Annotated in this window: 23 protein-coding genes; 9 read left to right on the top strand and 14 right to left on the bottom strand. The window is 71.8% G+C overall.

Annotated features, from left to right (window positions below):
- Positions 1-143: 143 nt before the first annotated feature.
- Positions 144-686, bottom strand: coding sequence for an EF-hand domain-containing protein (locus ACUZ2Y_RS25535; RefSeq protein ID WP_476323442.1), 543 nt, complete (start codon positions 684-686; stop codon positions 144-146).
- A 230-nt stretch (positions 687-916) separates the two neighbouring features.
- On the bottom strand, positions 917-1,711 hold the full coding sequence (locus ACUZ2Y_RS25530; RefSeq protein WP_476323439.1) for a DUF3050 domain-containing protein: 795 nt from the start codon (positions 1,709-1,711) through the stop codon (positions 917-919).
- Positions 1,712-1,878: 167 nt separating this feature from the next.
- On the opposite strand from ACUZ2Y_RS25530, the gene ACUZ2Y_RS25525 reads away from it, so the two are divergent.
- Complete coding sequence (locus ACUZ2Y_RS25525; RefSeq protein WP_476323436.1) at positions 1,879-2,208, top strand: hypothetical protein; 330 nt, start codon at positions 1,879-1,881, stop codon at positions 2,206-2,208.
- 27 nt (positions 2,209-2,235) lie between these two features.
- Positions 2,236-3,492 carry a nucleotide sugar dehydrogenase gene (locus ACUZ2Y_RS25520; RefSeq protein WP_476323433.1) on the top strand — a complete coding sequence of 419 codons (1,257 nt, stop codon included), beginning with the start codon at positions 2,236-2,238 and terminating at the stop codon, positions 3,490-3,492.
- A gap of 1 nt (position 3,493) precedes the next feature.
- On the opposite strand, the gene ACUZ2Y_RS25515 is transcribed toward ACUZ2Y_RS25520, so the two are convergent.
- Positions 3,494-4,945: a DNA-3-methyladenine glycosylase 2 family protein gene (locus ACUZ2Y_RS25515; protein ID WP_476323430.1), complete on the bottom strand. Its 1,452-nt coding sequence runs from the start codon at positions 4,943-4,945 to the stop codon at positions 3,494-3,496.
- 121 nt (positions 4,946-5,066) lie between these two features.
- Here ACUZ2Y_RS25515 and ACUZ2Y_RS25510 point away from each other — a divergent pair, with 121 nt between their 5' ends.
- Positions 5,067-5,897 (top strand): isocitrate lyase/PEP mutase family protein, encoded by an 831-nt coding sequence (locus ACUZ2Y_RS25510; protein ID WP_476323427.1) that lies wholly within the window; start codon positions 5,067-5,069, stop codon positions 5,895-5,897.
- Here the strand turns inward: ACUZ2Y_RS25510 and ACUZ2Y_RS25505 are convergent.
- Positions 5,878-6,600, bottom strand: coding sequence for a TetR/AcrR family transcriptional regulator (locus tag ACUZ2Y_RS25505; protein WP_476323424.1), 723 nt, complete (start codon positions 6,598-6,600; stop codon positions 5,878-5,880). The genes ACUZ2Y_RS25510 and ACUZ2Y_RS25505 overlap by 20 nt on opposite strands.
- A 93-nt stretch (positions 6,601-6,693) precedes the next feature.
- On the opposite strand from ACUZ2Y_RS25505, the gene ACUZ2Y_RS25500 reads away from it, so the two are divergent.
- Positions 6,694-6,909: an antitoxin gene (locus tag ACUZ2Y_RS25500; RefSeq protein WP_476323421.1), complete on the top strand. Its 216-nt coding sequence runs from the start codon at positions 6,694-6,696 to the stop codon at positions 6,907-6,909.
- A 46-nt stretch (positions 6,910-6,955) separates the two neighbouring features.
- Here ACUZ2Y_RS25500 and ACUZ2Y_RS25495 read toward each other — a convergent pair whose 3' ends face one another.
- From ACUZ2Y_RS25495 to ACUZ2Y_RS25485, 3 genes are all read right to left on the bottom strand, one after another.
- Positions 6,956-8,596: an ABC-F family ATP-binding cassette domain-containing protein gene (locus ACUZ2Y_RS25495; RefSeq protein WP_476323418.1), complete on the bottom strand. Its 1,641-nt coding sequence runs from the start codon at positions 8,594-8,596 to the stop codon at positions 6,956-6,958.
- A gap of 32 nt (positions 8,597-8,628) precedes the next feature.
- Positions 8,629-8,859 (bottom strand): hypothetical protein, encoded by a 231-nt coding sequence (locus ACUZ2Y_RS25490; protein ID WP_476323415.1) that lies wholly within the window; start codon positions 8,857-8,859, stop codon positions 8,629-8,631.
- An 86-nt stretch (positions 8,860-8,945) separates the two neighbouring features.
- On the bottom strand, positions 8,946-9,311 hold the full coding sequence (locus tag ACUZ2Y_RS25485; protein WP_476323413.1) for an MmcQ/YjbR family DNA-binding protein: 366 nt from the start codon (positions 9,309-9,311) through the stop codon (positions 8,946-8,948).
- A gap of 23 nt (positions 9,312-9,334) precedes the next feature.
- Between ACUZ2Y_RS25485 and ACUZ2Y_RS25480 the strand changes: the two genes are divergently transcribed.
- On the top strand, positions 9,335-9,712 hold the full coding sequence (locus ACUZ2Y_RS25480) for a DUF1707 SHOCT-like domain-containing protein (protein WP_476323410.1): 378 nt from the start codon (positions 9,335-9,337) through the stop codon (positions 9,710-9,712).
- On the opposite strand, the gene ACUZ2Y_RS25475 is transcribed toward ACUZ2Y_RS25480, so the two are convergent.
- Positions 9,709-12,096, bottom strand: a complete 2,388-nt coding sequence (locus ACUZ2Y_RS25475) for a LuxR C-terminal-related transcriptional regulator (RefSeq protein ID WP_476323407.1) — start codon at positions 12,094-12,096, stop codon at positions 9,709-9,711. The two genes, ACUZ2Y_RS25480 and ACUZ2Y_RS25475, sit on opposite strands and share 4 nt — an antisense overlap.
- A complete protein-coding gene (locus ACUZ2Y_RS25470) occupies positions 12,093-13,514 on the bottom strand; it encodes an Hsp70 family protein (RefSeq protein WP_476323404.1) in 1,422 nt (473 codons plus the stop codon). The genes ACUZ2Y_RS25475 and ACUZ2Y_RS25470 overlap by 4 nt, the downstream gene beginning before the upstream one ends.
- Before the next feature lie 276 nt (positions 13,515-13,790).
- Between ACUZ2Y_RS25470 and ACUZ2Y_RS25465 the strand changes: the two genes are divergently transcribed.
- From ACUZ2Y_RS25465 to ACUZ2Y_RS25455, 3 genes are all read left to right on the top strand, one after another.
- Complete coding sequence (locus tag ACUZ2Y_RS25465) at positions 13,791-15,683, top strand: IniB N-terminal domain-containing protein (RefSeq protein WP_476323401.1); 1,893 nt, start codon at positions 13,791-13,793, stop codon at positions 15,681-15,683.
- 90 nt (positions 15,684-15,773) lie between these two features.
- Entirely contained in the window at positions 15,774-17,585 is a 1,812-nt protein-coding gene (locus ACUZ2Y_RS25460) for a dynamin family protein (protein ID WP_476332069.1), read from the top strand.
- Positions 17,582-18,757, top strand: coding sequence for a hypothetical protein (locus ACUZ2Y_RS25455; protein WP_476323398.1), 1,176 nt, complete (start codon positions 17,582-17,584; stop codon positions 18,755-18,757). Before ACUZ2Y_RS25460 ends, ACUZ2Y_RS25455 begins: the two co-directional genes overlap by 4 nt.
- On the opposite strand, the gene ACUZ2Y_RS25450 is transcribed toward ACUZ2Y_RS25455, so the two are convergent.
- The 3 genes from ACUZ2Y_RS25450 to ACUZ2Y_RS25440 are packed head-to-tail and all read right to left on the bottom strand — an operon-like array spanning position 18,738 to position 21,354.
- Positions 18,738-19,598, bottom strand: a complete 861-nt coding sequence (locus ACUZ2Y_RS25450; RefSeq protein WP_476323395.1) for a sucrase ferredoxin — start codon at positions 19,596-19,598, stop codon at positions 18,738-18,740. The two genes, ACUZ2Y_RS25455 and ACUZ2Y_RS25450, sit on opposite strands and share 20 nt — an antisense overlap.
- Complete coding sequence (locus ACUZ2Y_RS25445; protein ID WP_476323392.1) at positions 19,595-20,851, bottom strand: cupin domain-containing protein; 1,257 nt, start codon at positions 20,849-20,851, stop codon at positions 19,595-19,597. The genes ACUZ2Y_RS25450 and ACUZ2Y_RS25445 overlap by 4 nt, the downstream gene beginning before the upstream one ends.
- Positions 20,848-21,354, bottom strand: a complete 507-nt coding sequence (locus ACUZ2Y_RS25440) for a hypothetical protein (RefSeq protein ID WP_476323389.1) — start codon at positions 21,352-21,354, stop codon at positions 20,848-20,850. The genes ACUZ2Y_RS25445 and ACUZ2Y_RS25440 overlap by 4 nt, the downstream gene beginning before the upstream one ends.
- 168 nt (positions 21,355-21,522) lie before the next feature.
- Between ACUZ2Y_RS25440 and ACUZ2Y_RS25435 the strand changes: the two genes are divergently transcribed.
- Positions 21,523-22,677 carry a serine/threonine-protein kinase gene (locus tag ACUZ2Y_RS25435; protein ID WP_476323386.1) on the top strand — a complete coding sequence of 385 codons (1,155 nt, stop codon included), beginning with the start codon at positions 21,523-21,525 and terminating at the stop codon, positions 22,675-22,677.
- On the opposite strand, the gene ACUZ2Y_RS25430 is transcribed toward ACUZ2Y_RS25435, so the two are convergent.
- On the bottom strand, positions 22,678-23,124 hold the full coding sequence (locus tag ACUZ2Y_RS25430; RefSeq protein WP_476323383.1) for a hypothetical protein: 447 nt from the start codon (positions 23,122-23,124) through the stop codon (positions 22,678-22,680).
- A gap of 41 nt (positions 23,125-23,165) precedes the next feature.
- Complete coding sequence (locus tag ACUZ2Y_RS25425; RefSeq protein WP_476323380.1) at positions 23,166-23,603, bottom strand: SRPBCC family protein; 438 nt, start codon at positions 23,601-23,603, stop codon at positions 23,166-23,168.
- Between the last annotated feature and the right edge of the window lie 7 nt (positions 23,604-23,610).

The raw sequence follows: 23,610 nt of genomic DNA, 5'->3' as shown, positions 1-23,610 counted from the left end.
TACCGCACCTTGGCACCGTCGACTCTGGACTCGCCTGCCTGAATGTTGAACTCACTTGCCGGAAGGGGCGACTCGTTTGCTGGACGGGGCGACTCGCGAAAGCCCCCGGGGAGGTTGTCCCCGGGGGCTTTGAGCGGTCTGTGTCAGCGGCCCAGCAGCGGGACGTCGTTCACGCCCTGGTGATAGTCGCGGACAGCGGTGACCAGTTCCTCGACGTTCAACTGACCGTTGCCATTGACGTCGATCTGCCGGAACGCCGAGTCGGCCTGGCGCTCGTCGACGCCGACCGCCTTCATCCAGCGCTTGAACTCGGCCGGGTTGACCTCGTTGTCGCCGTCGGTGTCGCACATCTTGACGATGGCCTCGATGGTCGGGCGCAGGTTCTTGTCGAAGCCGGCGTCGCCGCCCTCGACCAGTTCCTGATGCGACACATCGGCGAACTGCTGCAAGGTCACCTTGCCCTGGCTGCCGACCTTGGCCTTGGCGGCGAGCTTCTCCCACATGCCGAGGTAGGCGGTGAGCAAAGCGCGTCCCTTGGGTGAGGTCTCCTGCTCACCGAAGGCCTTGAGGATTCGACGCGCTTCGGTCTCATAGTCCGACCTGTCGATCGAGCCGTCTCCGTTGCTGTCCCACAGCTCGAAACGACGCTTCAGGCGGGTGTCCTGGACGCTAGCGGTCACGACCATGCTCCTTTGAATTCTTGACGGATTCCGCGGTGGGAGCCCCGGCGTTGTTCGCGCCCATTCGGCGGCTCCGTGATTCGACATTAGCAAGCCCGCCGACTCGGCGCCGGTTCACGCCGACCCTTTTCGGGTGTACTTATTCGTCAACCATTCGAGATCACCGTGACGGGCAGCGGAGGGGTATGCTTTCCCACCGCTTCGAATGTTCATATCAATACTTGTTCACGCAATTGTCAGGCGCTCGCCAGCTGCTGGTCGAGCGCGGCCGAGATGCCGTCCCACAGCCGAACCCGGGCGCGCAGCACCCCGACGAGCGTGCGCGCGCACTCGCTCCACTTCGCGCTGTCCGGGCCGCACAGGTCGGCGACCATCTGCATCGCCATCGGGGTGTGCTGCTCGCCGTCGACCTCGATGTGGCGCACCAGGTACTCGCCGAACAGCTCCAGCCGACCACCCCCGGCGGCGACCACCTGGTCGAACATCTCGGGGATCAAGTCCTCCCGGCCGAAGGCGAACGCCGCCGCCTGGCAGTGCACCGGCGCCTCGGAGATCAGCTCCCAGGTCGACCGGACGAAGTCGGCCGCGGGCACCGGGACATTGGCTTTGACCAGCGCCGTCGCGACGTCGACACCGGCCCGCAGCTGGTCGAGGAAGGAGTCGATCGGCTCGGTGTCGGCGCCCGCCTGCGCCATGGCGTGCCGGTAGAGCTCGAAGTGGCTGACGTAGCCCTCGCCGAACTCGTCACTCTCCTCGACCAGCACGATGTCGTTGATGAGCCGCCTGCTGATCGGCTGCGTCGTCGGCACCCACGGCACCTCGACGCACGTGAGTTCACGCTGCAGGCTCTTGAGCAGCGACATGAAGTCCCACACCGCGAACACGTGGTGAGCCATGAACACCGCCGCGTCCCCCGTCGTGGACATCCGACGGTAAATCGGGTGACGGGTCACTTCGCTGCGTATCGGCTCGATCGTCGTGCGAATACGATCGATGCCCGGATGCGACAGTGCCCAGTCGTAACGACTCATCTGCGGTCCACCTTTTCCAACAGGAAGATGATGACGCGGACGTTAAGGAGAATGGGGCGACACGCGCCACCTATCAATAGGGTGAAAATACGTACCCGAATCGGCGACTGCGGTGGCGGCGGAATAGGTCGAGCATGGAGTCATCGGACTCGAACCAAGGAGGAACCATGCGGCTCGTCCAGTCGACCTTGATCGCTTTGGCGGTCGGAGCGCCGCTCGCGTCGCTCACCCCGGTCGCCACTGCGTCGACGGCGGAGTCCGCGACCCAACCCGGCCAAGTCGTCGCGTTCACCCACGAGTTCACCGAACTCAGGGTCTGGGACGACCCCAAGGGCTGCCAACCGCTGCCCGCGGGCACCCACCTGATCTTCAACCAGACCGACAAGGCGATCACGATCTACGCCGACCCGCTGTGCGTCGTCCCGATCGAGCCGTTCGCCCGGGTGAAACCCGGCTACGGGACGCACGTCAGCGCAGTCGGCAGCTTCAAGGCCTGAGTGCGATCCACCGGAGAAAGGATTTCCTTGTTCTCAGTGGATCTCGTGGTCGTGGGTCTGGGCTACGTAGGGCTGCCGCTCGCCCGTCGGGCCTGTGCGGCGGGGCTTCGCGTCACCGGCGTGGACACCGACACCGGCGTCGTCGACGGGCTGATGGCGGGCCGGTCACACGTGCAGGACGCGGCCGCCGCCGACATCGCCACCATGCTGCGCCAGGGTTTCACCGCGACAACCGACTTCACCACAGTGTCCACAGCCGACACCGTGGTGATCTGCGTGCCGACCGGTCTCGTCGACGGCGAGCCGGACCTGCGCGCGGTCATGGCCGCGGGCCACGAGGTCGCGGCCCGGCTGCGGCCGGGCACGCTCGTGGTGTTGGAGTCCACCAGCTACCCGGGCACCACCGAGGAGGTGCTGCTGCCCATTCTCGAGTGCACCGGCCTGGTCGCGGGCGTCGACTTCAACCTGGCCTACTCCCCGGAGCGCATCGACCCCGGCAACGGCGAACACGCGCTGGAGAACACCCCGAAAGTGGTGAGCGGCCTGACCCCGCTGTGCGCCAAGCGGTGCGAGGCGTTCTACGAGGAACTGGTCGACTCGGTCGTGGTCGCGGCGGGCCTGCGCGAGGCGGAGACGGCGAAGCTGCTGGAGAACAGCTACCGCCTGGTCAACATCGCTCTGGTCAACGAACTCGCCGTCCTGTGCGCCCGGCTCGACGTCGACGTGTGGGACGTCCTGCGCTGCGCGGCCACGAAACCGTTCGGGTACCAGGCTTTCTCACCCGGCCCCGGCGTCGGCGGGCACTGCATCCCCGTCGACCCGCGCTACCTGGCCAACCGGGCGCGCGCCGAGGGGCTGCCGTGCTCGATGATCACCGCCGCGCAAGAGGTGAACGCCGGCATGCCCGGCTACGTGGTCCGCCGGGCGCGGGACATCCTGGCCCGCGACGGCGGCACGGTGTATGGATCTCGGGTGCTTCTCCTTGGGGTCACGTACAAACCGGATGTCGGCGACATCCGGCAGACCCCCGCGACCGGCGTGGTGCGTCAACTGCGCACCCTCGGTGTCCGGGTCGGCTTCCACGACCCGTATGTGTCGGGATTCCTGGTGGACGGCGAACCGGTGTGCGTCGAGTCCGATGTGGACGCGGCGGTGCGGGCGGCGGATCTGGTGGTGCTGCTGCAGGATCACCGGTCACTGGACCTGGCGAGGATCGGCCGCCAGGCGCGGGCCGTCCTCGACACCCGCGGCCGCATGCACGGAGAACACGTGGAACGTCTCTAGCTCAGCGCGCGAGGCGGTCACTGATTCCCCAGAGATGTTGCATCGCGTAGGCCCGCCAGGGTCGCCACGACTCCGCCCGGACCGCCAAGCTGTTGGTGTTGCTGGTCAACCCGAGTTCCCGGGCCGCCGCGCGCAACCCAGGATCGCTGGGGATGAACGCGTCCGGGTCGCCCAGGGCACGCATGGCGATGGTCTCGACCGTCCACGGCCCGAAGCCGGGCAGCGCCGCGAGCCGGGCCCGGGCCCGGTCGCGGTCGGCGCCGACACCGACGTCGATCGTGCCCGACGCCAGTGCGGTCACCAGCCCGATCAGGGTGTCGCGGCGGGTCCGGGGCAGGGCGATGACGTCCGGGTCGAGGGCGGCGATGGTCTGTGGTGACGGGAATAGGTGGGTCAATCCGCCGATCGGGTCACGCACCGACTCGCCGTGTGCGGCGATCAGCCGGGTCGCGTGGGCGCGGGCGGCGGCGGTCGTGAGCTGTTGGCCCAGCACGGCCCGCATGGCGAATTCGGCGCCGTCGACGGTGCGGGGGACGCGGCGGCCGGGGTTCTTCCGGACCGATGGCGCCAGGATCGGGTCGGCGGCGAGGGTGTCGTCGACGGTGATCGGGTCGGCGTCGAGGTCGAGCAGCCGCCTGCACCGGCTGATCGCCCGGGACAGGTCACGCAGGTCGGTCAGGGTGAGCTGGCACATCACGTGGCCCGCGGCGGGGCGCAGGCCTGCGATGCCGTGTCCGTGCGGCAGGCGCAGGGTGCGGCGGTAGGTCCCGTCCCGCCACTCCTCCACGCCGGGTACCACGGTGGCGGCGAGCTGGGCGAAGAGCTGGTCGGCGGAGAGCGGTTCCCGGTAGGGCAACCGCACCGTCAGCACACCCGAGCCCGCCGCGGGTCTGCCCGCGCGCTGCCGCAGGGCGGTGGGCGGCAGCGCGAACACCTCCCGCACGGTGTCGTTGAACGTGCGGATGCTGCCGAACCCGGCGGCGGTGGCCACCTCGCTCATCGGGAGCTCGGTGGTCTCGATCAGCAGCCGGGCGGTCTGGGCCCGTTGAGCGCGGGCGAGCGCGAGCGGGCCCGCGCCGAACTCGGCGAGCAGTTGTCGCTCCACTTGGCGGACGCTGTAGCCCAGATGGGCGGCGAGACCGGGGACGCCGGAGCGGTCCACCACCCCGTCGGCGATGAGCCGCATGGCGCGGGCGGCGAGGTCGGCGCGGGCGTTCCACTGTGGCGAACCAGGACTCGCGTCGGGACGACACCTCTTGCACGCGCGGAATCCGGCTTGGTGGGCCGCGGCGGCGCTGGGGAAGAACGCCATGTTCTCGGCTTTGGGCGGCATCCCGGGGCAGCTGGGTCGGCAGTAGACGCGTGTGGTGCGGACCGCGGTGTAGAACCATCCGTCGAACCTGGAATCTTTGGCGTTAACGGCGCGCATACAGCGGTCGAAGTCGTCATGCACCCGCACAGGATGGAGGTCCGGCAGGTGGCGGGGCTAGCCAAAAATCGACTTGACCTGCCACTTGCCAGTACTGTCGCATTCTCGCTACTCCATGTCGGTGGCTGCTGGTTGACTTGCCCGCATGAGGACATCCCAGCAAGATCGCGCGGCGCGGTTCCATGAGCTGCACGCATCGACACCCGTCCTGGCCTTGGCGAACGCCTGGGATGTGGGCAGCGCGTGTGTCTCCGTCGCGGCGGGCTGCTCCGCCGTGGCGACCACCAGCGCCGGTGTCGCGTGGAGTCTGGGTTCCCCCGACGGCGACGCGCTCGACCGTTCGCTCGCCGTCGACCTGATCGCCCGGGTGGTGGCGGCGGTCGACGTGCCGGTCACCGCCGACATCGAGTCCGGTTTCGGCACCACCGCCGCCGATGTCGCCGAGACGGTCCGCGGCGTGCTCGCGGCGGGCGCGGTCGGGGTGAACATCGAGGACTCGTTCCAGACGGACGCGGGCCCCCTTCGCGACACCGCGGCGCAGGCCGAGCGGCTCGCCGCCGCGCGCGCGGCGGCGGATGAGGCGGGTGTCGCGCTCTACATCAACGCGCGGACAGACGTGTACTTGCGCGGGGTCGGCGACGAGGACTCCCGTCTCGACGAGACAGTGCGCCGTGCCCTGGCCTATCTGGACGCAGGCGCCTCAGGCATCTTCGTGCCGGGCGTGCGGGACCTGGCCACGATCAAGGCGCTGGTGGCGGAGATCCCGGCGCCGGTCAACATCATGGTCGGGCCGGGCGCGCCGAGCATCGCCGAACTCGGCGGCGTCGGTGTGGCGCGGGCGAGCCTGGGCGCGGCCGTCGCGGAAGCGGCGTACGGGCTGGCGCGCCGGGCCACCGAGGAACTGCTCGGATCGGGGACCTACCAGTCGGTAGCGGGCGGCATGACGTGGTCGGAGCTCAACGCCCTGTTCCACTGAGGACGGCGAGCCGGGCGGCGACACCGTCGAGGATGCGGGCGATGGCGAAGGTGAAGAACTCGTCGTAGTACGCCTCGACGCCGCCCGGCCGCTGTGTCATCTCATAGACGAACCGGCCGGTCGCGGCCAGCCCCGGCATGTCCTCGCGGTCGCGGTAGGAGCTGAAGACCGCCGCGGCCTCGGCGCGCAGCCGGGGGCTGTGCTCGCGGTCGTCCTCCAGGGCCACGAACTGGCAGGCCTGGGTGAGCAGCACGTTGCACACGAGCACGCTCTCCTCGCCGAACCCGGCCGCGTCGAGCACCCGCACACCGCGGTCGATGACGCGCCGGGCCGAGGCCACGATCGGGCCGTACAGCGCCAGCCTCCTGGCCACTCCGGGAGCGGCCCGCAGCACGGGCCGCATACCTAGGAGCAGCTCCTCGAACCAGCTCCGCCACTGCTGCGGCTCGGGGAGCGCGAACTCGGCGACGACCCGCTCGATCACCCCGGCGACCACGGCCTCGCGGTCGCCGACGTGGTGGTAGACGACAGCCGGGTAGGCGCTGACCGCGCCGGCGAGCTGGCGCAGCGTCCAGTTCTCCAGGCCCTGCTCCCTGGTCAGTGCCAGCGCCTCCTCGACGATCCGCTCCGCGGTGACCGCGGGCAGCCCCGCCGCGTCCCGTGATCTGGGCCGCGGTTTGTCAACGGATGCGTAAGTCGGCATACATAGAACACTATCGGTGCTGGAACAAGCGCATGGAGCGGAACCTTCTTGGGTACTTGCAACGTTGAACGGCCGAGCCGAAAAGGAGTACCGATGCCGAAGCTACGCAAGCTCGCCGCCCTCGCCGGGGCGGCGGCGGCCGCGAGGAAGTACGCCAGCAAGCACCCGGAGAAGGTCGACCGGGCGGCGACGAAGGCAGGCCGGATCATCGACCAGCGCACCAAGGGCAAGTACCACACCCAGATCGACGGGGCGCTGCGCAAGCTGCGCGCCAAGCTGCCCGCGCACCCGACGACACCGGGGGCCTGACCGGCTGACCATGGACTCCCCCAGGTGCCGCCGAGGGAGTCCATGGTCAGTCTTTTTCTGAGACGGACCCGTCGCTCACCACGAACCGCCGGTTCACCGCGATCGCGTCGAGCATGCGGCGGTCGTGGGTGACCAGCAGCAATGTGCCGGGGTAGTCCGCCATGGCCGACTCGAGCTGCTCGATCGCGGGCAGGTCCAGGTGGTTCGTCGGCTCGTCGAGCACCAGCAGGTTGACCCCGCGGGCCTGCAACAGCGCCAGCGCGGCACGGGTGCGTTCACCCGGTGAGAGGGTCGCGGCCCGGCGCAGGACGTGGTGCGCCTTGAGGCCGAACTTCGCCAGCAGGGTCCGCACGTCCGCGGTCGGCCAGTCCGGGATCTCCCGGCTGAACGCGTCGAAGAGCTGCTCGTCGCCGAGGAACAGGCCGCGGGCCTGGTCGACCTCGCCCACGGAGACTCCCGGCCCGAGGTAGGTCTCACCCGAGGTGAGTTCGGTCCGGCCGAGCAGGGCCGCCAGCAGGGTCGACTTCCCGGCGCCGTTGGCCCCGGTGATCGCGACCCGGTCGGCCCAGCCGATTTCGAGCGACACCGGTCCGAGCGTGAAGTCGCCGCGCTGGACGACGGCGTCGCGAAGGGCGGCCACGACCGCGCCGGTGCGGGGCGCGGCGGCGATCTCCATCCGCAGCTCCCACTCCTTGCGCGGCTCCTCGACCACGTCCAGCCGCTCGATCATGCGCTGGGTCTGGCGCGCCTTGGCGGCCTGCTTCTCCGAGGACTCCGAGCGCAGCTTGCGGCCGATCTTGTCGTTGTCGCTCGCCTTTCGGCGGGCGTTGCGGGTGCCCTTGTCCATCCAGCCGCGCTGCATGCGGGCCCGGTCTTCCAGCGAGGACTTGGTGGAGGCGAAATCCTCGTACTCCTCGCGGGCGTGCCTGCGCGCGACCTCGCGCTCATCGAGGTAGGCCGCGTAGCCGCCGCCGTACTCGCGGATCTGCTGCTGGGCCAAGTCGAGTTCGAGGACGCCGGTGACCGTGCGGGTGAGGAACTCGCGGTCGTGGCTGACCACGACGGTGCCCGCGCGCAGCCCGGAGACGAAGTCCTCCAGCCGGGCCAGGCCGTCGAGGTCGAGGTCGTTGGTGGGCTCGTCGAGCAGGAAGATGTCGTAGCGGCTCAACAGCAGCGAGGCCATCCCGGCCCGCGCGGCCTGCCCCCCGGAGAGCGACACCATCTCCTGGTCGAGGCGCACCCCGAGCCCGAGGTCGGCCACCGCGGCCTCGGCCCGCTCGTCGAGATCGGCCCCGCCGAGCGCCAGCCAGCGCTCCAAGGCGTGGGAGTACTCGTCCTCCGCGCCCGCTGTGCCCGCGCCGAGCGCCTCGGCCGCGGCGTCCATCGCTTCCTGCGCGTCGGCGACACCGGTGCGCCGGGCGAGGAACGCGCGCACCGACTCGCCGGGACGGCGGTCGGGCTCCTGCGGCAGGTAGCCCACGATGGCGCTCGACGGGCTGAGCCGGACCTCGCCCTGCTCGGCGGGCAGCAGCCCGGCCAGCGTGCGCAGCAGCGTGGACTTGCCCGCGCCGTTGACGCCGACCAGGCCGATCACGTCACCGGGGGCGACGACCAGGTCGAGCCCGGAGAACAGGGCACGGTCACCGTGCCCGGCAGCCAGGGCCTTGGCCACCAGGGTCGCGCTCATCGACACACACTCCGTTTCGTGGCCCGCCGGTTCTAGCGCGGCACGACGTCAATGATGTCCGACTCGTTAATCCATTCGGGGACGGCCCTCTCATCACCCGGCCGAGCCATGATCGGGAACCGGTACAGGTCGAGGTGCGGGTGCTGCTGCGCGGGCCCGGCGACGACCCCGATCCCGATGAACCGCGCCTTTCCCGCGTCGAAGTCCCACTGCGAGAAGGTGACGGTCCGACCGCGTTCGGGCCAGTCCTGCCTGACGTCCATGTTCCCCCGAACGTTGTCGGATCAGCGCGCTTCATGATCACACAAGAATCACTCGAATGTCGTAACACTCTTGGGTACAACGGCGGTCACTCGTCACGTCCTGGATGTGGGTTGACCGCCAGATAGGCCGCGGCCACGCCTTTGGGCACGACCATGCACCAGGCGTCGATGACGAGTTCGCGCATGCGGTCGGGGGTCAGCTTCGAGAGGTGGGCGCGGACCCAGTTGAAGCGCTCGTCCGACGGGATCGGCATGAAGTACACGTCCGGCTCGGCTTCGATGAGCGCGGCCCGTTCGGCTTTCGGGTAGGCGAAGCCGAGTTCGGTCTCGTCGCGGGAGAGGGCAAGGTAAACCAGGCCGCGGACGCGGAACTTCACCCGGTCGTGGACCAGCGCCTCCTCGGTGCGCGGCAGCGACAGTGCCAGTGCCCGGATCTCCCCGACAGTCACCATTTTGTCACCGTAGAGTGAGGGTCATGGCTCGTGAGGGGAACATCCGCGTCGGCACCGCTGAGCGTGAGCGGGCGATCGACGAGCTCGGCGAGCACTTCTCCGAAGGGCGCATCGACGTCGCGGAGTACGAGCTGCGGTGTGGGGCGGCCACGGCGGCGCGCACCCAGGCTGAGCTCGCAGCGCTCTTTGACGACCTTCCCGTGCGGGAGTCCGCCAAGCCGCTGGTGCCCGCGCCGAAAGACCCGCTGGTCGACCGGTCCGGTCCCAAGGACCGGACGATCATCACCGTCTTCGCCATACTCGCCGCCCTGGGCACGGTCGTCGTGGTGGCCATCACCCAGTTCTGGCTGGCGCTGATCCCCGCGCTGATCATCGGCATCGTCATCTTCATGATGTCCTAGGCCCGATTGCCCAGCAGCGCGCGCAGCTGGGCGAGCAGGTCGCTGCGGCTGGTCGCGCCGAGCCGAGAGCGCATCCGGGCCATGTGGTGTTCGACGGTCTTGCCCGAGATGAACAGCCGGTCACCCACCTGCTTGTAGGTCAACCCGTCCAGCACCAGCCCGGCCACCTGCAGTTCCCGCTCGCTGAGCCGGGCCGCGCCGGACCGGTCCTCGATGACCGGGGCCGCCGCGCCCGGGCCCTGCAGGACGCGGGCGCAGTCGAGCAGGCCGACCATCGCCTTGCGGTCCGCGGTGCGGATCGCGGCCTGGCCCGCCAGTCGGGCGGCGTCCCAGCCGAGGCCCGCGGCGTGCAGGCCGCGGGCGGCGGACTCGACGTGCTCGGCGTCGACGGTGCCCTGCAGGACCAGACGCCAGCTCTGCGCGGCGTGCGACATCGTGGTGTGGAACGGGCTCGCGGCCGCGGTCTCGGCCAGCGCCGTCGCGTGCTCCTCGGCGGCGTCGGGCCGCTCGGCGATGATCTCCGCGTGCAGGCACGACCAGTGCAGCATGGCCGACCACAGCGGCGGGTTCCCCAAGCGGCGCAACAGGTCCCAGGCCTCGTCGAGCTGCGGGACGAGCCGGTCGCGGTCGCCGAGGCGGGCCGCGGCGATGGCGAACTCGCCCAGCGGCAGCAAGGTGAACAAGTCGACGGGGGTGCGCACGAGCGTCGCACAGGCGCGGTCCCACGACCGGCGCAGCGCGCCGAGATCGCTGCCCCGGCGGGCGATGCCGAGTTCCATGCCCAGCGCGAACTGCGCGTCACGCGGGGTCAGGTCGGTGAGGCCGGCCACGACCGCGGCCGCCGCGGGCCCGTCGCCGCGGGTCATCGCGATCCACGCGCGCAGCAGCTGATGCCGGTTGACCAACACCTTTGCGCCGGTCTCGGCGGCGATGGCGCGGTCGAGCAGCGGTTCGGCGAGCCCCGCGGCGCCGCTGTGCGAAGCCATGATCGCGGCCACCGCGGCCGGGCTGTCGGGCAGCAGCGTCGTGCCGCCCACCGGTTCCAGCATCTCCGCCGCACGGGCCACAGTGGACAGTGCGGTGGGCCACGACTCGTCGAGCGAGGACAGGATTCCCTGGGCCAGGGCGGTGATCGCGCCGGCCAGCAGGGTCGGCCGCTCGCCGCTGTCGGCCTGTTTGAGCGCGGTCCGCGCGTCGTCGACCCGCCCGGTTCCCGCCAGGCCGATGGCCGCGAGCGCCGAACCCGACCACTGGTACAGCTCCGCGCTGCGCGCGAGTTGGCCGCGGTGGGCGAGCGCGGCGGCGGCGATCCGTGCGGCTTCGAGGTTCCCGGTCGCGGAGACCACGGCGTCGGCGCGGCGCAGCGCCGAGTCGATGTCACCGGACATGGCCTCGGCCTCGGCGTGGCGGACCTCGTCGACCGGGTGGCCTGCCTCCGCGGCGGCGGCGTAGAGGCGCACGGCGACATCCGGGTCGGCCTGTGCGGCGGCGGCCTCGAAGACCGCGGCCACCGACGGTCCGCCCGCGCCCGCGCCGAGCAGCGCGAGCGCCGCGTCGCCGAGCGGGCCGCCGCGGGCGAGCCGCAGGTCGGCGAGCCCGCCGAAGACCGCGTCCCGCTGATCGGCCGGGACGAGTTCGCGCAAGACCTTGGCGCCCAACGGAAGCAGCTCGCCGGTGAGATCCAGTAGACCGGTGCCGCGCACCTCGTCGAGGACGTCGGCCACCTCAGCGGGAGTGCGGGCCAGCAGGCCGGCGAGCAGGTCGACCTCCCCCATCCCGACCTCGGCGGCGACCAGCACCCGCAGCGCGTCCGGGCTGAGCCGGTCGAGTTCGAACCGGAACTCCTCGACGGCGGCCCGGGGCACGGTCCCGGCGCCGACGTGCGGGGCCAGCCGGTGGACCAGGCCGGGCACGCCGCCGGTCTGCGCGGCCACAAGGTCGATCACCGCGGGCGACGGCGCCGCGCCCGTGATCGCGCGCAGGCACTCGGCCACCCGGTCGCGGTCGAACGGGCGCAGCACGATCTGGCCGCGCAGTCGGCCGAGCAGCGCGGTCAGCCCGTCGGGTCGGGGGCGCGGCCGGGCGGCGACGACCAGCCCGGTCGCGCTGTCCGCCGCATGCGCGGCCAGTTCAGTGAAATCCTGCTCCCCCAACAGATGCGCGTCATCGACGAGGAGCAGCGACGCGCCGTCGACGCCACGCCGCCAGCCCTTGGCGCCCTCGGCGGTGGCGAGCAGGTCGAGCAGGGCGGTCTTGCCGTAGCCGCCGGGGGCGATCACCGCGAGCCGGACGGGCGCGAGCCCGCCGGAGACGATCGCCGCGCACAGCCGCCGGGTCGGGTCGTCGAGGACGAGTTCACTCGGGAGCGGGTAGCCGGGGATCAACGGTCGTCCTCACCGCGCCGGGACCGCTTGGGGATGGCGAACCGCCGTGCGGGCGGCTCCAGCGGGATGATTTCGACCGGGGGCCGTGGTGGCGGCGGCTCGTCACGTCCGCGCTTGCGTAGTACGGGCTCGGTAAGGCGCACCCCCGCACGCTCCTTCACGTCTGCGGGATCCACCGACTGCGCCCTGGCCGGTGGAAACCCTGGATCGCTGGCTTGTCCTGTCACCGGCCGGAAGCTCGGATGGCTCCCGTCGACGGCGAGGGGTGACGAATCACCTGGGGGCACTATCCCACCCGCCGGGCCGGTCGGGCGAAACCCGGGGTGGCTCGCGTCAGCGGTGAGATGACCGCCGCCGCCCGCGAACCGCGCGGGACCCAGCCGCGGGCGGGCGGCCAGCGCGGCGCCCCGGCTCGCGGCGGTCGCCGGATCCTCCTCGACCGCGACCGGGCAGTCCAGCCGCGCGGTGGCCAGCGACGCGAGCAGCGGGACCCGGGCGGTGCCGCCCGCCAGGACCACGCCGGTGAGCTGGTCGGCGGGGACGCCCGCGGTGATCAGGCTGAGGTCGTCGACCACCGAGGTGAGCGCGGGCCGGGCGAGTTCGTCAAAGAACGCCCTGGTCACCGTCAGGTCCCCGGGGGCGTACGGCAGCGGCACCCGGACCTCGGCGGCGACCGAGAGCCGTTCCTTCGCCGCGACACAGGCGAGCCGGAACTCGATCATCGCGGCCGGGTCGGCGGCGTGCTCCGGACTCGCCGCGAGCACGTGACTGGCCAGCAGGTCGTCGAGGTGGTCTCCGGCGTCGGGCTCGACCATCGGCACGTGGGTGACCAGGTCGAACGCGGCTTGGCCGCGGTAGAGGACGGCGTGCTCGCAGTGCCTGCCGCCGATGAGGGTCAGCGCGAGCGCCGTGCCCGCGGGGACCGGCTCGCGCAGGTGGGCGGCCTCGGCGGCGGCGACCACCGTGGGCAGCAGCAACGCCCCCGGCAGACCGGCGGCGGTCAGCGCCTCCCGCAGAAGTCCACGACGGTATGACCCCCAATCGGGTGGGTGCGTGACCGCGACCCGCTCCGGCTGGGCGCCCTCGGCCTGGGCGACGACGTCGGCGATCCAGGCGACCACGGCCGCGGCGAGCGTCTCCGCCGGGTAGAGCTCGCCGCCGAGCAGGACCGGCACGCCGTCGCCGACCCTGGCCATGAAGTCGCGGGCGACACGGTCCGGCTCGATCGCCGCCCGATGCTCCGCGGCCTGTCCGACCAGCACTTCACCTGCGGTGGAGATGGCGATCAGGGATCGAGTCCAGCGGTTGCCGCCGTCGATCGGGACCACTTCGGGAGGCCCGAACGCGCCGCCCACGCGCCGACAGACCGCCGCCGTGCCGCGGGTGCGACCGACGTCGATGCCGAGCACATAGGGCATTGGCATTCCTCCGGATGGCGGCGACTCAGGCCTCAGTTCGTACCAGGCGCGCGATCCCGCACGGCAACCCAGGGTGTTCGTTTCGTGACCCCCTAATCCCCTAACGGAGATCCCCGTATCACCCGTTCGAGTGAGCCCCCGAGACTCGGAGTGATCCCCGATGTAGTGGCAGTCCTTGATCCATAAGTTGATCGTCGACAGCCCAGGTCGATGCCCCCGGCCTCGGGCGACAAGCCTCCCCCGCACGTCAGCAAGTCCCCCGAAATGGAGAAGTCGTTGAGCGTCACCCCTGAGCCCGCCACCGCCCCCGCCGAGGCGTCCGCCTCCGGCAGCGCGACCGCCACGGCCACCACGCAGGTCGAGCCGCAGGAGCAGACCCTGCACGAGTTCGTGCTGACCCTCCTCACCGACGAGTCCGCGCGCACCGACTTCGCGCAGGACCCGGCCGCCGCCCTCGCGGGTGCCGGCCTCGGCGACATCACCGCCCAGGACGTCCAGGACGTCATCCCGCTGGTTGTCGACACCCCGGGCCTCGGTGGCCTGGACCTGCCGACCTGCGACAGCGCGATCGAGCAGCTCACCGCCGTCGCCGACGTCGCGGGCAGCATGTCCGAGACCGGCGGCCACTGCGAGCCCGAGGGCTCCCTGACCAGCGGCCTGACCGGGCTCGCCGACCTCGGCGGCCTCACCGGCGCCGGTGACGTCGCGGGCTCGCTCGACGGCCTCACCGGCGTCGTCTCCGCAGGCTCGGCGCAGTTCGCGGGCGAAGGCGTGGTCGACGCCACCCTCGACGGCGTGACCGGCAGCCTGGGTCTCGACACCGACTTCTTCAGCAGCTCCAATGTCGTCACCGCGACGACCGATGGCGTCGAGTCCGCGTTCGGCGGCACCTCGGCCCTGGGCGCCGTGACCGGCAGCTCGGCCCTCGGCCTCGACGGCGGCGCGGGCAACCTGGGCATCGAGAGCGACCAGTTCGCGCTGGGCGGCCTCGTCGAGGCCTCGACCCAGGGCGTGGAGACCGCCGCGGCGTTCGACTCGGCCGTGGCCGCCGTCTCCGGCGGGTCGTCGGTCGGTGTCGACGGTGCCAGCGGCGCCTTCGGTGTCGAGACCGAGCAGCTCGCGGTCTCGGGTGGCGCCACCGGCTCCACCGACGGCGTCGAGACCGTGTTCGGCGGCGACGTCGCGGGCCTCGGCAACCTCGGTGGCGGCCTGACCGCGGGCACCGACGGTGTCGGCGTCGCGTTCGGCAGCGAGTCGGCCCTCGGCGCCAACGGTGGCGCCCTGACCCTGGGCACCGACGGTGCCGCGGGTGGCGTCGACCTCGGTGTCGTCTCCGCCGACCTGGCGCTGAGCGCCTCGGGCGAGCTCGCCGCGAGCGGTTCGCTCGCCGGCCAGGAGCTGTCCCTGCCGGAGCTGTCGGCTCCGTCGCTGGGCGGCATCCCGTCGCTCGACGGCCTGCCGGTCGACATCCCCTCGCTGGACGGCCTGCCGGTCGAGATCCCGTCCCTCGACGCCCTCCCGGGCCTGCCGGGTCTCCCGGCCCTCGAGGTCCCGTCGCTCGACGGCCTGCCCGTCGAGGTCCCGTCGCTCGACGCCCTCCCGGCCCTCCCGGCCCTTGAGGTCCCGTCGCTGGGCGACCTGCCCTCGGCCGGTCTGCCCGAGTTGGGCACCGACCCGTCGGACCTGCTCGACTCCGACCTGCTGCGCGCAGACGACACCGCGGGCACCACCGTCGCGAACTACGTCTCCGCAGGCGGCAGCCTGCTCGCGGGCACGGTCGCGTCCGGCACGGCCAACCTGGGTGGCTTCCTGACCACCACGGGCGCCGAGGCGGCCGACCAGATCGAGTCCGGCTCGGCGACCGTCGCCGACCAGATCGCCAACCTGCCCGCGGCGCCGGTCGCCATCCCGACGGACCTGCCGACCGACCTCCCGGTCGACCTGCCGACGGACCTGCCGACCGAGCTCCCCGTCGACCTGCCGACCGACCTGCCGACCGACCTGCCGGGTCTGCCGGACCTGCCGGTCGCCAACCCGCTGCCCGACCTCGGCGCGGCGCTGCCGGACGTGGGCGGCCTCGTCAACGACAGCCCGCTGGGCGCCGTGACCGGCAACGCCGGCCTGCCTGACGTGGGCGGACTGGTCGACGACTTCAACCTCGGTCTCTAAGCGCCGAGTGCGGTGAAGGCGGGGTCCTGGTCACAACCGGACCCCGCCTTCTTCACCTTGATGGCCGAACACGGCACACTCGACCGGGTGATGGCACCGCCCTGGCTCGGAACCCTGGACGACACCATCCGTGCCTGCGCGGCGCACGATCGCTCGGATCTCGCCGAGAGACTCCTGCTGCGCCGGGCCCGGCTGCTGGAACCCGGTAGACGCGTGGTCATGTTCGGCCGCGCGGGCCAGGGCAAAAGCCAGCTGGTCAACGCCCTGATCAACGCCCCGGTGTGCGCGGTCGGCGACGACGTCACGACCGTGGTCCCCGCCGTGGTGCGCCATGCCGAGACCCCGACCGCCTCGGTCGTGACCGGAGCGGTCCGGCCCGCGCTCGGCGGCTCCATCGAACGCTCCGGCGCCCCCGTCGAATCGGTGAGCGCCCGGGCCAACAAGCTCGCGAAGGTCCGTGACGACGTCCTTCGCTCCGAGATCGGCTTGCCCCGCACGCTGCTCAGCGCGGGCCTGGTCCTGGTCGACTCCCCCGCGGTCGGCGACGCGCGGTGCCCCCGGACCGTGCGGGCGATGGGCGCGCTGGCCGAAGCCGACGCCGCAGTGCTGGTCACCGACGCCACCGGCGAGCTGACCGCGCTGGAACTGGACGTGCTGAGCCAGATCGTGCGGCTGTGCCCGACCGTCGTGGTCGTTCTCACCAAGATCGACATCGTGCCGGACTGGCGGGACGTCGCCGAGGCCGACCGGCGCGCGCTGGAAGAGGCCGGTCTGCCCTCGACGGTGATCCCCGTGTCCTCGGCGCTGCGGCTGGCCGCGGTGCGGGCCGACGACCGCAAGCTCAACACCGAGTCCGGCTTCGGCGACCTGATCACCCACTTTCAGAAGTCGATCCTCGCCGACCCGGGCGCCGTGGTCGCCAAGGCGGCCGCCGCGACGAGCAGGCTGGCGCTCGACCAGCTCATCGCGCCGCTGCGCGAGGAGTACGAGGCCGCCACCCCGACCACCGACGCCGCCGCGCTCGCCGACTGGCACGCCGCGGGCCGCCGGGTGGAGGAGCTGCAGCGTGAGGCGAGCCGCTGGCAGACCCAGCTCAGCGACGACGTCGCCGACCTGATGTCGGACGTGGAGTACGACCTGCGCGACCGCACCCGGAAGATCCTGCGCGAGGTCGACGACTACTTCGAGGTCGCCGACCCGGTGAAGGTGTGGGACGAGTTCGAGGAGTGGATGACCGAGAACCTCACCGCACTCGCCGAGGTCAACTCGGACTGGCTGCTGGAGCGGTTCGAGTGGATCGCCAACCGGATCGCCCGCGAGGTCATCCCCGACGCCGACCGGCTGCCCGCGTCGGTGCTGCGTGAGCTTTCCGGCGAGCGCACCGACGGGCTCCGCAAGCCGCACATCGAGAAGTTCACGCCCGTGCAGAAGCTGTTCGTCGGCCTGCGCGGGTCCTACAGCGGCCTGCTCATGTCCGGTCTCGCCACCACGCTCGCCGGTATGCCGCTGATCAACCCGATCTCGATCGGCGCGGGCGCGGCGTTCGGCGCGCGCAGCGTGTTCGAGGAGCGCGGCGCGCGGCTCAAGCGCAGGCAGTCGATCGCGAAGACCACCGCGCAGCGCCATGTCGACGACTTCTTCCTGTCCTACGGCAAGGAGACGAAGGACGCGATGCGGGTGATCCACCGGGCGCTGCGGGATCGGTTCGCCGAGGTCGCCCAGCGGCTGCGGGAGGAGGCCACCGCGTCCGCCCGCGAGATCAAACGCGACTTGGAGGCGACGGCGGCCCTGCGCAGCGGCCGCGCCGCCGAGGTCCGCCGGGGTCTGGAGACCCTGACCGCGCTGCGCGGGCGGGTCGACGCCGGGCAGGCGCTGCCCGCACCGCGCGGACTCACCGCATGACCCTGGACGAGGCGGCTTGGGGCCTGCTCGACCGCGCACTCGCTGTGTATCGGGACAGCCCACGCGCCGACGGTTTCCTGCGGGCGCACCAGGCGCGGCTGCGCGGACCGCTGCGGCTGGCGATTGTCGGGCCCACCGACTCCGGCCGCACCACGATGCTCAGCGCGATCGTCGGCGACGTCATCGGCACCGACCGGCTCGTCGTCGACTGGCCCGGCGAGGTCGAGCTCATCGACCCGAGCGCCGACCACCACGTCGACGCCGACGCGACCGTGTATCTGTTGCCACAGCCCGGATCCGACCTGGCCAAACTGCGTCCCGACCATCCGATCGCCCGGGCGACCCCGATCTCGACCATCGTGGTCCTCTCCCGGGCCGACGAACTCGGCGCGGGCCGGATCGACGCGCTGGTCTCCGCGCGGCAGGTCGCCCGCCGCAACGCCAAGTCGCCGGAGCTGACCGGGCTGTGCCAGGACGTCGTCGCCGTCGCGGGTCTGCTCGCGGTGGGCGGGTCGACACTGTCGGTCGACGAGTTCGCGGTCCTGGATCACATCGGCCAACTGCCCCGCCCGGAGGCGGACGCGGCCCTGCTGTCGGTGGACCGGTTCATCGCGATGGACCCGATGATCCACACCGCCCTGCTGCGGCGGCTGGGACTGTTCGGCGTCCGCATCGGAGTCAGCCTGGTGCGCCGAGGAATCCGCGACCGCGACGGCGTGGCGACCGGCCTGATCCGGGCCAGCGGGATCACCGACCTGCGCGAGTCGATCGGCGCCTGCTTCGTCGACCGGGCCCCCGCCCTACGCGCCCGCTCGGCGATGATGGCGCTGGACATGGTGCTCCGCATGGAACCCCGCCCCGACGCGGCGACGATCGCGGCGGATTTGGAGCGGGTCCTGGCGGGCGCGCACGACTTCCGCGAACTGCGCCTGCTCGCGGCCCTGCGCACCGGCCGGGTGTCCTTCGGCGAAGCGGCGGACGAAGCCACCGCGCTCCTGGGCGGACGCGGATCCGACCCGTCAAGCAGGCTGTCGATGTCCGGCGACGCCTATGACGCCCTACTGCGCTGGCGCGGCCACGCCGAGGACCCACGGCTGGCGGACCGGGAACGGCGGGCGGCGGCGGTGATCGCCCGCAGCTGCGAGGCCCTCGTCAGCGCATACGCACACTGACCAACTCGAAATGCCGGATCGCCGCGGGAACCCTGGCCCGGCAGGTCAACGGAGTGTCGCTGCGCTCGAACACCGCGCGCACCCGAACCAGCCAGCCGCCCGCCAATTCGACATCCCACTCCTCGTGCGCCACCCGCTCGACCGACACCGGGGCATACGCGTCGACGTCGCGCACACCGGTCCGCTCCCGCACGAACTGCTGCGCCGCCTGCGCCGCGGGCGGGAAGGTCGACCGGCCGCGCAACCGTGGCAGGTCAAGCTTTCCCGCCTCGAACTCGTCGGCGATTCCCGCCGCGGCGCGGGCTTCCACCTGCCCGAAGTAGAACCCGTGCGGCAACACCAACAGGTTCGCGGCGTACCGGTCGCCACCCACGTGTGAGCACTCCCAGACCCGACTCGGCCGCTCGACCGCCAGCGCCGCCGCGACCGGCCTTCCCCGCACCGCGCAGCAGGTGTCGTGCCTGCCGTGGGTGCATACGAGGTAGACCGGCTCCACCGAAGGTTCCCCGCGCGGGTCGGTGAGACCGAGGTCCATCAGCTCATCGTGATCGCTGAACTCGCTCCACCACAACGCTTCCCGCCGCGCGTCGACCAGTGCCCACTGCCGCGGGCCCGGACTCGATCTGCCCGGGCGTCGGATCAACAGCACCCGGGCTCCGATCTCGGCGGCCTGCTCCGTCACGGCCCTGGCGACCTTCGGCGTCAGCGCCGACTCCCACAGCGCGTCCGGACCCCACGGCCCGGGTTGTTCGATCAGCACCCAGTGGTGGACCGGCGGCGCGCTCGCGCCGATCAGGTCGCCGCGGCGCAGGCAGCCGTCCGAGCACCGCTCCCGCGTCACCCCGGACCACCCATGGCGACCAGCATTCCCTCCCGGAGCAACTTGCGCACCAGGACGATCTGGTCGGCCACGGGCAATCCGGGGATTTCCCCCACCACACAAGGCTCTCCGCCAAGCAGCACGGCCAGCGCGGGGGCCGTGGAGACCGGCAGTGAAAGCTGATCACCGGGTAGGTCGAGCCGCACCCGGTCGCCCTCGGTCTCGATCCGGAACCGTAGGCCCGGACGAACGCGAACCCGCATGCCCTCGGCGACCGACTGCGCGGCGGCGACTTGGGCCAGCGGGCTGATCGGGGCGGGCCGGTTGCCCTGCCACACCCGGCCGCGCACGCGCCGGGCCACGTCGGCCGGGTCCGCCTTGGCGAGCACGTCGGCCAAGGCGGCGACGGTCTCGGCGAGGTGGGGGGCGAGGTGGGCGGGGTCCGCCGCGTCGATGCCGAGTGGCAGGGACGACCGCAGTTCGACGTCGTCGCCCGCGAGCGCGAGCAGGGCCTCGACCAGCGCGTACCTGGTCAGGACGTGGACGCCGACGGTCAGGTGCGCGGAGACACCGCCGAGCGCGGTCGCCGAGTGCAGGTAGCCGCGCGGGAGGTACAAGGCGTCGCCCGGGGAAAGCACCGTGTCGATCAGCGGCGGCTGCTCGGCCCGCGCCGCCACCGCGTCGGCGCGGCGGTCCCATGGCTGGTCGCGCAGTGGGTCGCGGTGGACGGGTTCGTGGATGTGCCAGCGCTTGGTGCCGTCGAGTTGCAGGACGAACACGTCGTGGACGTCGTAGTGGGCGGCGAAGCCGCGCGACGACGCGGGCGTGATGTAGGCGTTGACCTGCACGGGATGGCCGAGGTCGACGCCGAGCTGCCCGGCGAAGTCGATCAGCGGCGGCCAGAGCCGGTGCAGACCTTGCAGGACCAGGGTGTGGCCGTCGGCGAAGAGCCGGGTCACCTGGTCGTCGGCGACCTGGTCGGCGATCTCCGCGCCGACCCCGCCGCCGCGGGTGAACTGGTTCGACCCGACGACGGCGCCGTTCTTCGCGACCCGCAGGAAAGGGGCGCGCAGGCCGCGCCGGGACAGCAGTTCGTCGACATCGGCGAGGGTCAGCAGGTCGTCGAAGCCCTTCGGCAGTTCGGCCGCGGGACTGAGCAGTGGGGACCGGCCCCAGTGGACCGAGGCGAAGTGCTCGGGATCGGCCGCCACGCAGCGGCGTAGGGCCGGGCGGTCAGCTGACCGCCCGGCCCGGCCGCCGGCGACAGTGGTCACCTGGAGCCGAAACCGCCGGAGTCTTCCTCACCGCGGCGGCGGCCGGACTCGTCGTCGAGTCCGCTGCCTGCCCGGCCGCCCGATTCGCTGTCGCCGTAGGAGCCGCCACCGGAGCCACCGGTCGGCGCACCACCGGCACCACCGTCAGCGCCACCATCCGCGCCGCCGTCGGAACCGCCGAAGCCACCGCCGCCGGCACCGCCATCCGCGCCGCCCGCGCCGCCATCGGCACCGCCATCAGCACCGCCGTCCGAGCCGCCGCCGCCGAACCCGCCGCCGGCGCCACCGTCCGCGCCGCCGTCGGCGCCACCGTCGTGTCCGCCGGGCCTGCCTTCAGCTCCGCCGTCGGCCACACCGTGGCTGCCCCCACCGCCGCTCGCGCCACCGTCCGCGCCGCCATCGGCGCCACCGTCATGACCGCCGGGCGAGCCCTGCGCGCCCCCGTCCGCTACCCCGTGGTTGCCCGCCTCGCCGCTGCGGATGTCGTTGTCGTCCAGGGACATGGTGTCCTCCGTGTTCTCGGCGTTGAGCTCCTACGCGGAACTGGTACCCCCATTCGGGCGTTTCCATGCCATTTTTCACCAGGCTCACCCGTTCCGGACCAGCGTTTATGCGGCGCCCACTGCGGGTAATTCTCCAGTCGGCTGGGACGATCGAGCGGAGGGTGGGCCATGCGACCGGGCGACTTGCTCGACGGGCGCTACCGACTCGGCCGACTGGTCGGCACCGGCGGCATGGCCGACGTGCATGAGGCCACCGATGTCCGCCTCGGCCGCGAGGTCGCCGTGAAGCTGTTCCGGCGCCGCGCCGAGGGCGAAACCGCCGCACGACTGGATTCCGAGGCCCGACTGCTCGGCGGCCTGTCACACCCTGGCCTGCTGCGCGTCTTCGATGTCGCCCCCGACAGCGACCGCCCGTATCTGGTCATGCAGCTGGTGCGTGGTCGCACGCTGCGCCGGGAGATCGACGGCGGTCCGCTCGACCCGCAACGGGCGGCCTGGCTGGGTGCGCGGCTCGCCGACACCCTCGCCTACGTGCATTCCCAGGGCATCATGCACCGCGACGTGAAGCCGTCCAACGTGCTGCTCTGCGAGACGGTGGGCTGCTACCTCGCGGATTTCGGCATCGCCCGCGCCGAGGGTGACGAGCGGGTCACGCTGACCGGGCACTGCGTCGGGACCGCCGCCTACCTTGCGCCCGAACAAGTCCAGGGCGAGCCGTGCGGCCCGCCCGCCGACATCTACTCACTCGGCCTGATGCTGATCGAGTGCCTCACCGGCAGGCCGGAGTACGACGGCACCGACGTCGAGGCGGCCGTCGCCCGGCTGCGCCGCGACCCCAGGATTCCCGACGGGCTGCCCGACCCGTGGTCGGAGACGCTGGCGGCCATGACCGCCAGAAACCCGGCCGACCGGCCGGACGCCGCGGACTGCGCCCAGCGGCTCGCCGCGGCGGCGCTGACGGGCGGGCGCCCGTTGCCCCCGGTGCGCCCGTCCACCCCGCCGGTGTCGCGTCAGGCGACCGCCGAACTCCCACCGCTCGCCAAGCCCCGGACGCGCGCGACGGCGGTGCGCCTGGCCGCCGCGAGCGCCGCGATCCTGCTCGGCGGGACCGCGGTCGCGATGTCCACACAGGACCCGGGGCGGACCGCCGTCAGTCCGCCGCCCGCGACCTCGCAGGTGCCGAACCCGACGCCGACGCCTGTGCCGGTGGTCGCGGTCCCGCCGCCCCCGACGACGACGGCTGAGCCTGCGCCGGCGGCGGAACCGCCCGAAGAACCGTCAAAATCGGGAAAGGGCAAGAAGAAAGGCAAACCCGACCGCTGATCACTCGACCGAACGGCGGTAGCGGACCTCGCGGCGCGGTCCCGGTGCGGCGAACCGGCGGATGAGGTAGGTGAGCGCGGCGCCGATCAACAGCCACACGATCGCGGCCATGCCGTAGTTGAGCAGCACGCCGATCTTCTCCGACGCCGGGGTGAAGAGGCCATCGAAACCAAGCGACACGGCTCCGGAGAACTTGTCCACAAAGGACGCGAAGCCGTTCGACGGGTTGGCGTCGGCCAGGGTCAGGATGATCTTGGCCACCAGCACCACGGCGAACAGTCCACAAAGGAACGTGATGAGACTGCACACCATGCCGACGGCACGGTTGCGGCTCGCGTCGGTGTCGGCGACGCGCTCATGGACGACTTCTTCCTCGGCAGGCATCCCCGGCACGACGGGCTCGCGCCGGGGGTCGGAATAGCGAGGGTCATTTTCGGGATACGTCATAGATCCATGGTCGCACCGGCGACGACCCCCCGCTGGACGAATCAGCCTGCGAAGCGCCGCTGGAGCCGGTCGAGCGTGACCCGGATGCCCTTGAGGTTCTTGCCGGGGAACTTCACCAGCTCCAGCAGGAAGCCCAGGCGCGTGGTGGACCAGTCGAAGGTCTCGGTGACCTCGGTGCGGCCGTCGCCGAGGTCGCGCAGCTGCCAGCGCCACCGGTGGCCGTAGAAGTGCCGCCACGCGATCAGCCGGTCCTCTTCGAACTCGACGACCGTGTTGAGGATCTTGTACGGCAGCCCCATCTTCATGTCCATGCCGAACTTCTCGCCCAGCTTGAGCCTGCGCGGCCCGGTGCTGCGCGCGGCCAGCACGGTGCCGGACCCGTCGATCAGGGGGTGCTTCGCGGGATCCACCAGCAGCTCGAAGATCTCGGCCGCGGGCGCGTCGACGATGCGGGTGTCGGAAACCTGACGTGGTGCCATCCCAGCA

Source organism: Actinokineospora sp. UV203 (assembly GCF_056323665.1).
Note: the sequence above shows the minus strand (reverse complement) of the source record. Positions and strands in the feature narration are given on the sequence as shown.

What these genes read in the sequence shown, in the direction of transcription:
- ACUZ2Y_RS25535 (WP_476323442.1), bottom strand. Translation starts at nt 686, where the DNA reads ATGGTCGTGACCGCTAGCGTCCAGGACACCCGCCTGAAGCGTCGTTTC.
- ACUZ2Y_RS25530 (WP_476323439.1), bottom strand. Translation starts at nt 1,711, where the DNA reads ATGAGTCGTTACGACTGGGCACTGTCGCATCCGGGCATCGATCGTATT.
- ACUZ2Y_RS25525 (WP_476323436.1), top strand. Translation starts at nt 1,879, where the DNA reads ATGCGGCTCGTCCAGTCGACCTTGATCGCTTTGGCGGTCGGAGCGCCG.
- ACUZ2Y_RS25510 (WP_476323427.1), top strand. Translation starts at nt 5,067, where the DNA reads ATGAGGACATCCCAGCAAGATCGCGCGGCGCGGTTCCATGAGCTGCAC.
- ACUZ2Y_RS25505 (WP_476323424.1), bottom strand. Translation starts at nt 6,600, where the DNA reads ATGCCGACTTACGCATCCGTTGACAAACCGCGGCCCAGATCACGGGAC.
- ACUZ2Y_RS25500 (WP_476323421.1), top strand. Translation starts at nt 6,694, where the DNA reads ATGCCGAAGCTACGCAAGCTCGCCGCCCTCGCCGGGGCGGCGGCGGCC.
- ACUZ2Y_RS25495 (WP_476323418.1), bottom strand. Translation starts at nt 8,596, where the DNA reads ATGAGCGCGACCCTGGTGGCCAAGGCCCTGGCTGCCGGGCACGGTGAC.
- ACUZ2Y_RS25490 (WP_476323415.1), bottom strand. Translation starts at nt 8,859, where the DNA reads ATGGACGTCAGGCAGGACTGGCCCGAACGCGGTCGGACCGTCACCTTC.
- ACUZ2Y_RS25485 (WP_476323413.1), bottom strand. Translation starts at nt 9,311, where the DNA reads ATGGTGACTGTCGGGGAGATCCGGGCACTGGCACTGTCGCTGCCGCGC.
- ACUZ2Y_RS25480 (WP_476323410.1), top strand. Translation starts at nt 9,335, where the DNA reads ATGGCTCGTGAGGGGAACATCCGCGTCGGCACCGCTGAGCGTGAGCGG.
- ACUZ2Y_RS25470 (WP_476323404.1), bottom strand. Translation starts at nt 13,514, where the DNA reads ATGCCCTATGTGCTCGGCATCGACGTCGGTCGCACCCGCGGCACGGCG.
- ACUZ2Y_RS25460 (WP_476332069.1), top strand. Translation starts at nt 15,774, where the DNA reads ATGGCACCGCCCTGGCTCGGAACCCTGGACGACACCATCCGTGCCTGC.
- ACUZ2Y_RS25455 (WP_476323398.1), top strand. Translation starts at nt 17,582, where the DNA reads ATGACCCTGGACGAGGCGGCTTGGGGCCTGCTCGACCGCGCACTCGCT.
- ACUZ2Y_RS25440 (WP_476323389.1), bottom strand. Translation starts at nt 21,354, where the DNA reads ATGTCCCTGGACGACAACGACATCCGCAGCGGCGAGGCGGGCAACCAC.
- ACUZ2Y_RS25435 (WP_476323386.1), top strand. Translation starts at nt 21,523, where the DNA reads ATGCGACCGGGCGACTTGCTCGACGGGCGCTACCGACTCGGCCGACTG.
- ACUZ2Y_RS25430 (WP_476323383.1), bottom strand. Translation starts at nt 23,124, where the DNA reads ATGACGTATCCCGAAAATGACCCTCGCTATTCCGACCCCCGGCGCGAG.
- ACUZ2Y_RS25425 (WP_476323380.1), bottom strand. Translation starts at nt 23,603, where the DNA reads ATGGCACCACGTCAGGTTTCCGACACCCGCATCGTCGACGCGCCCGCG.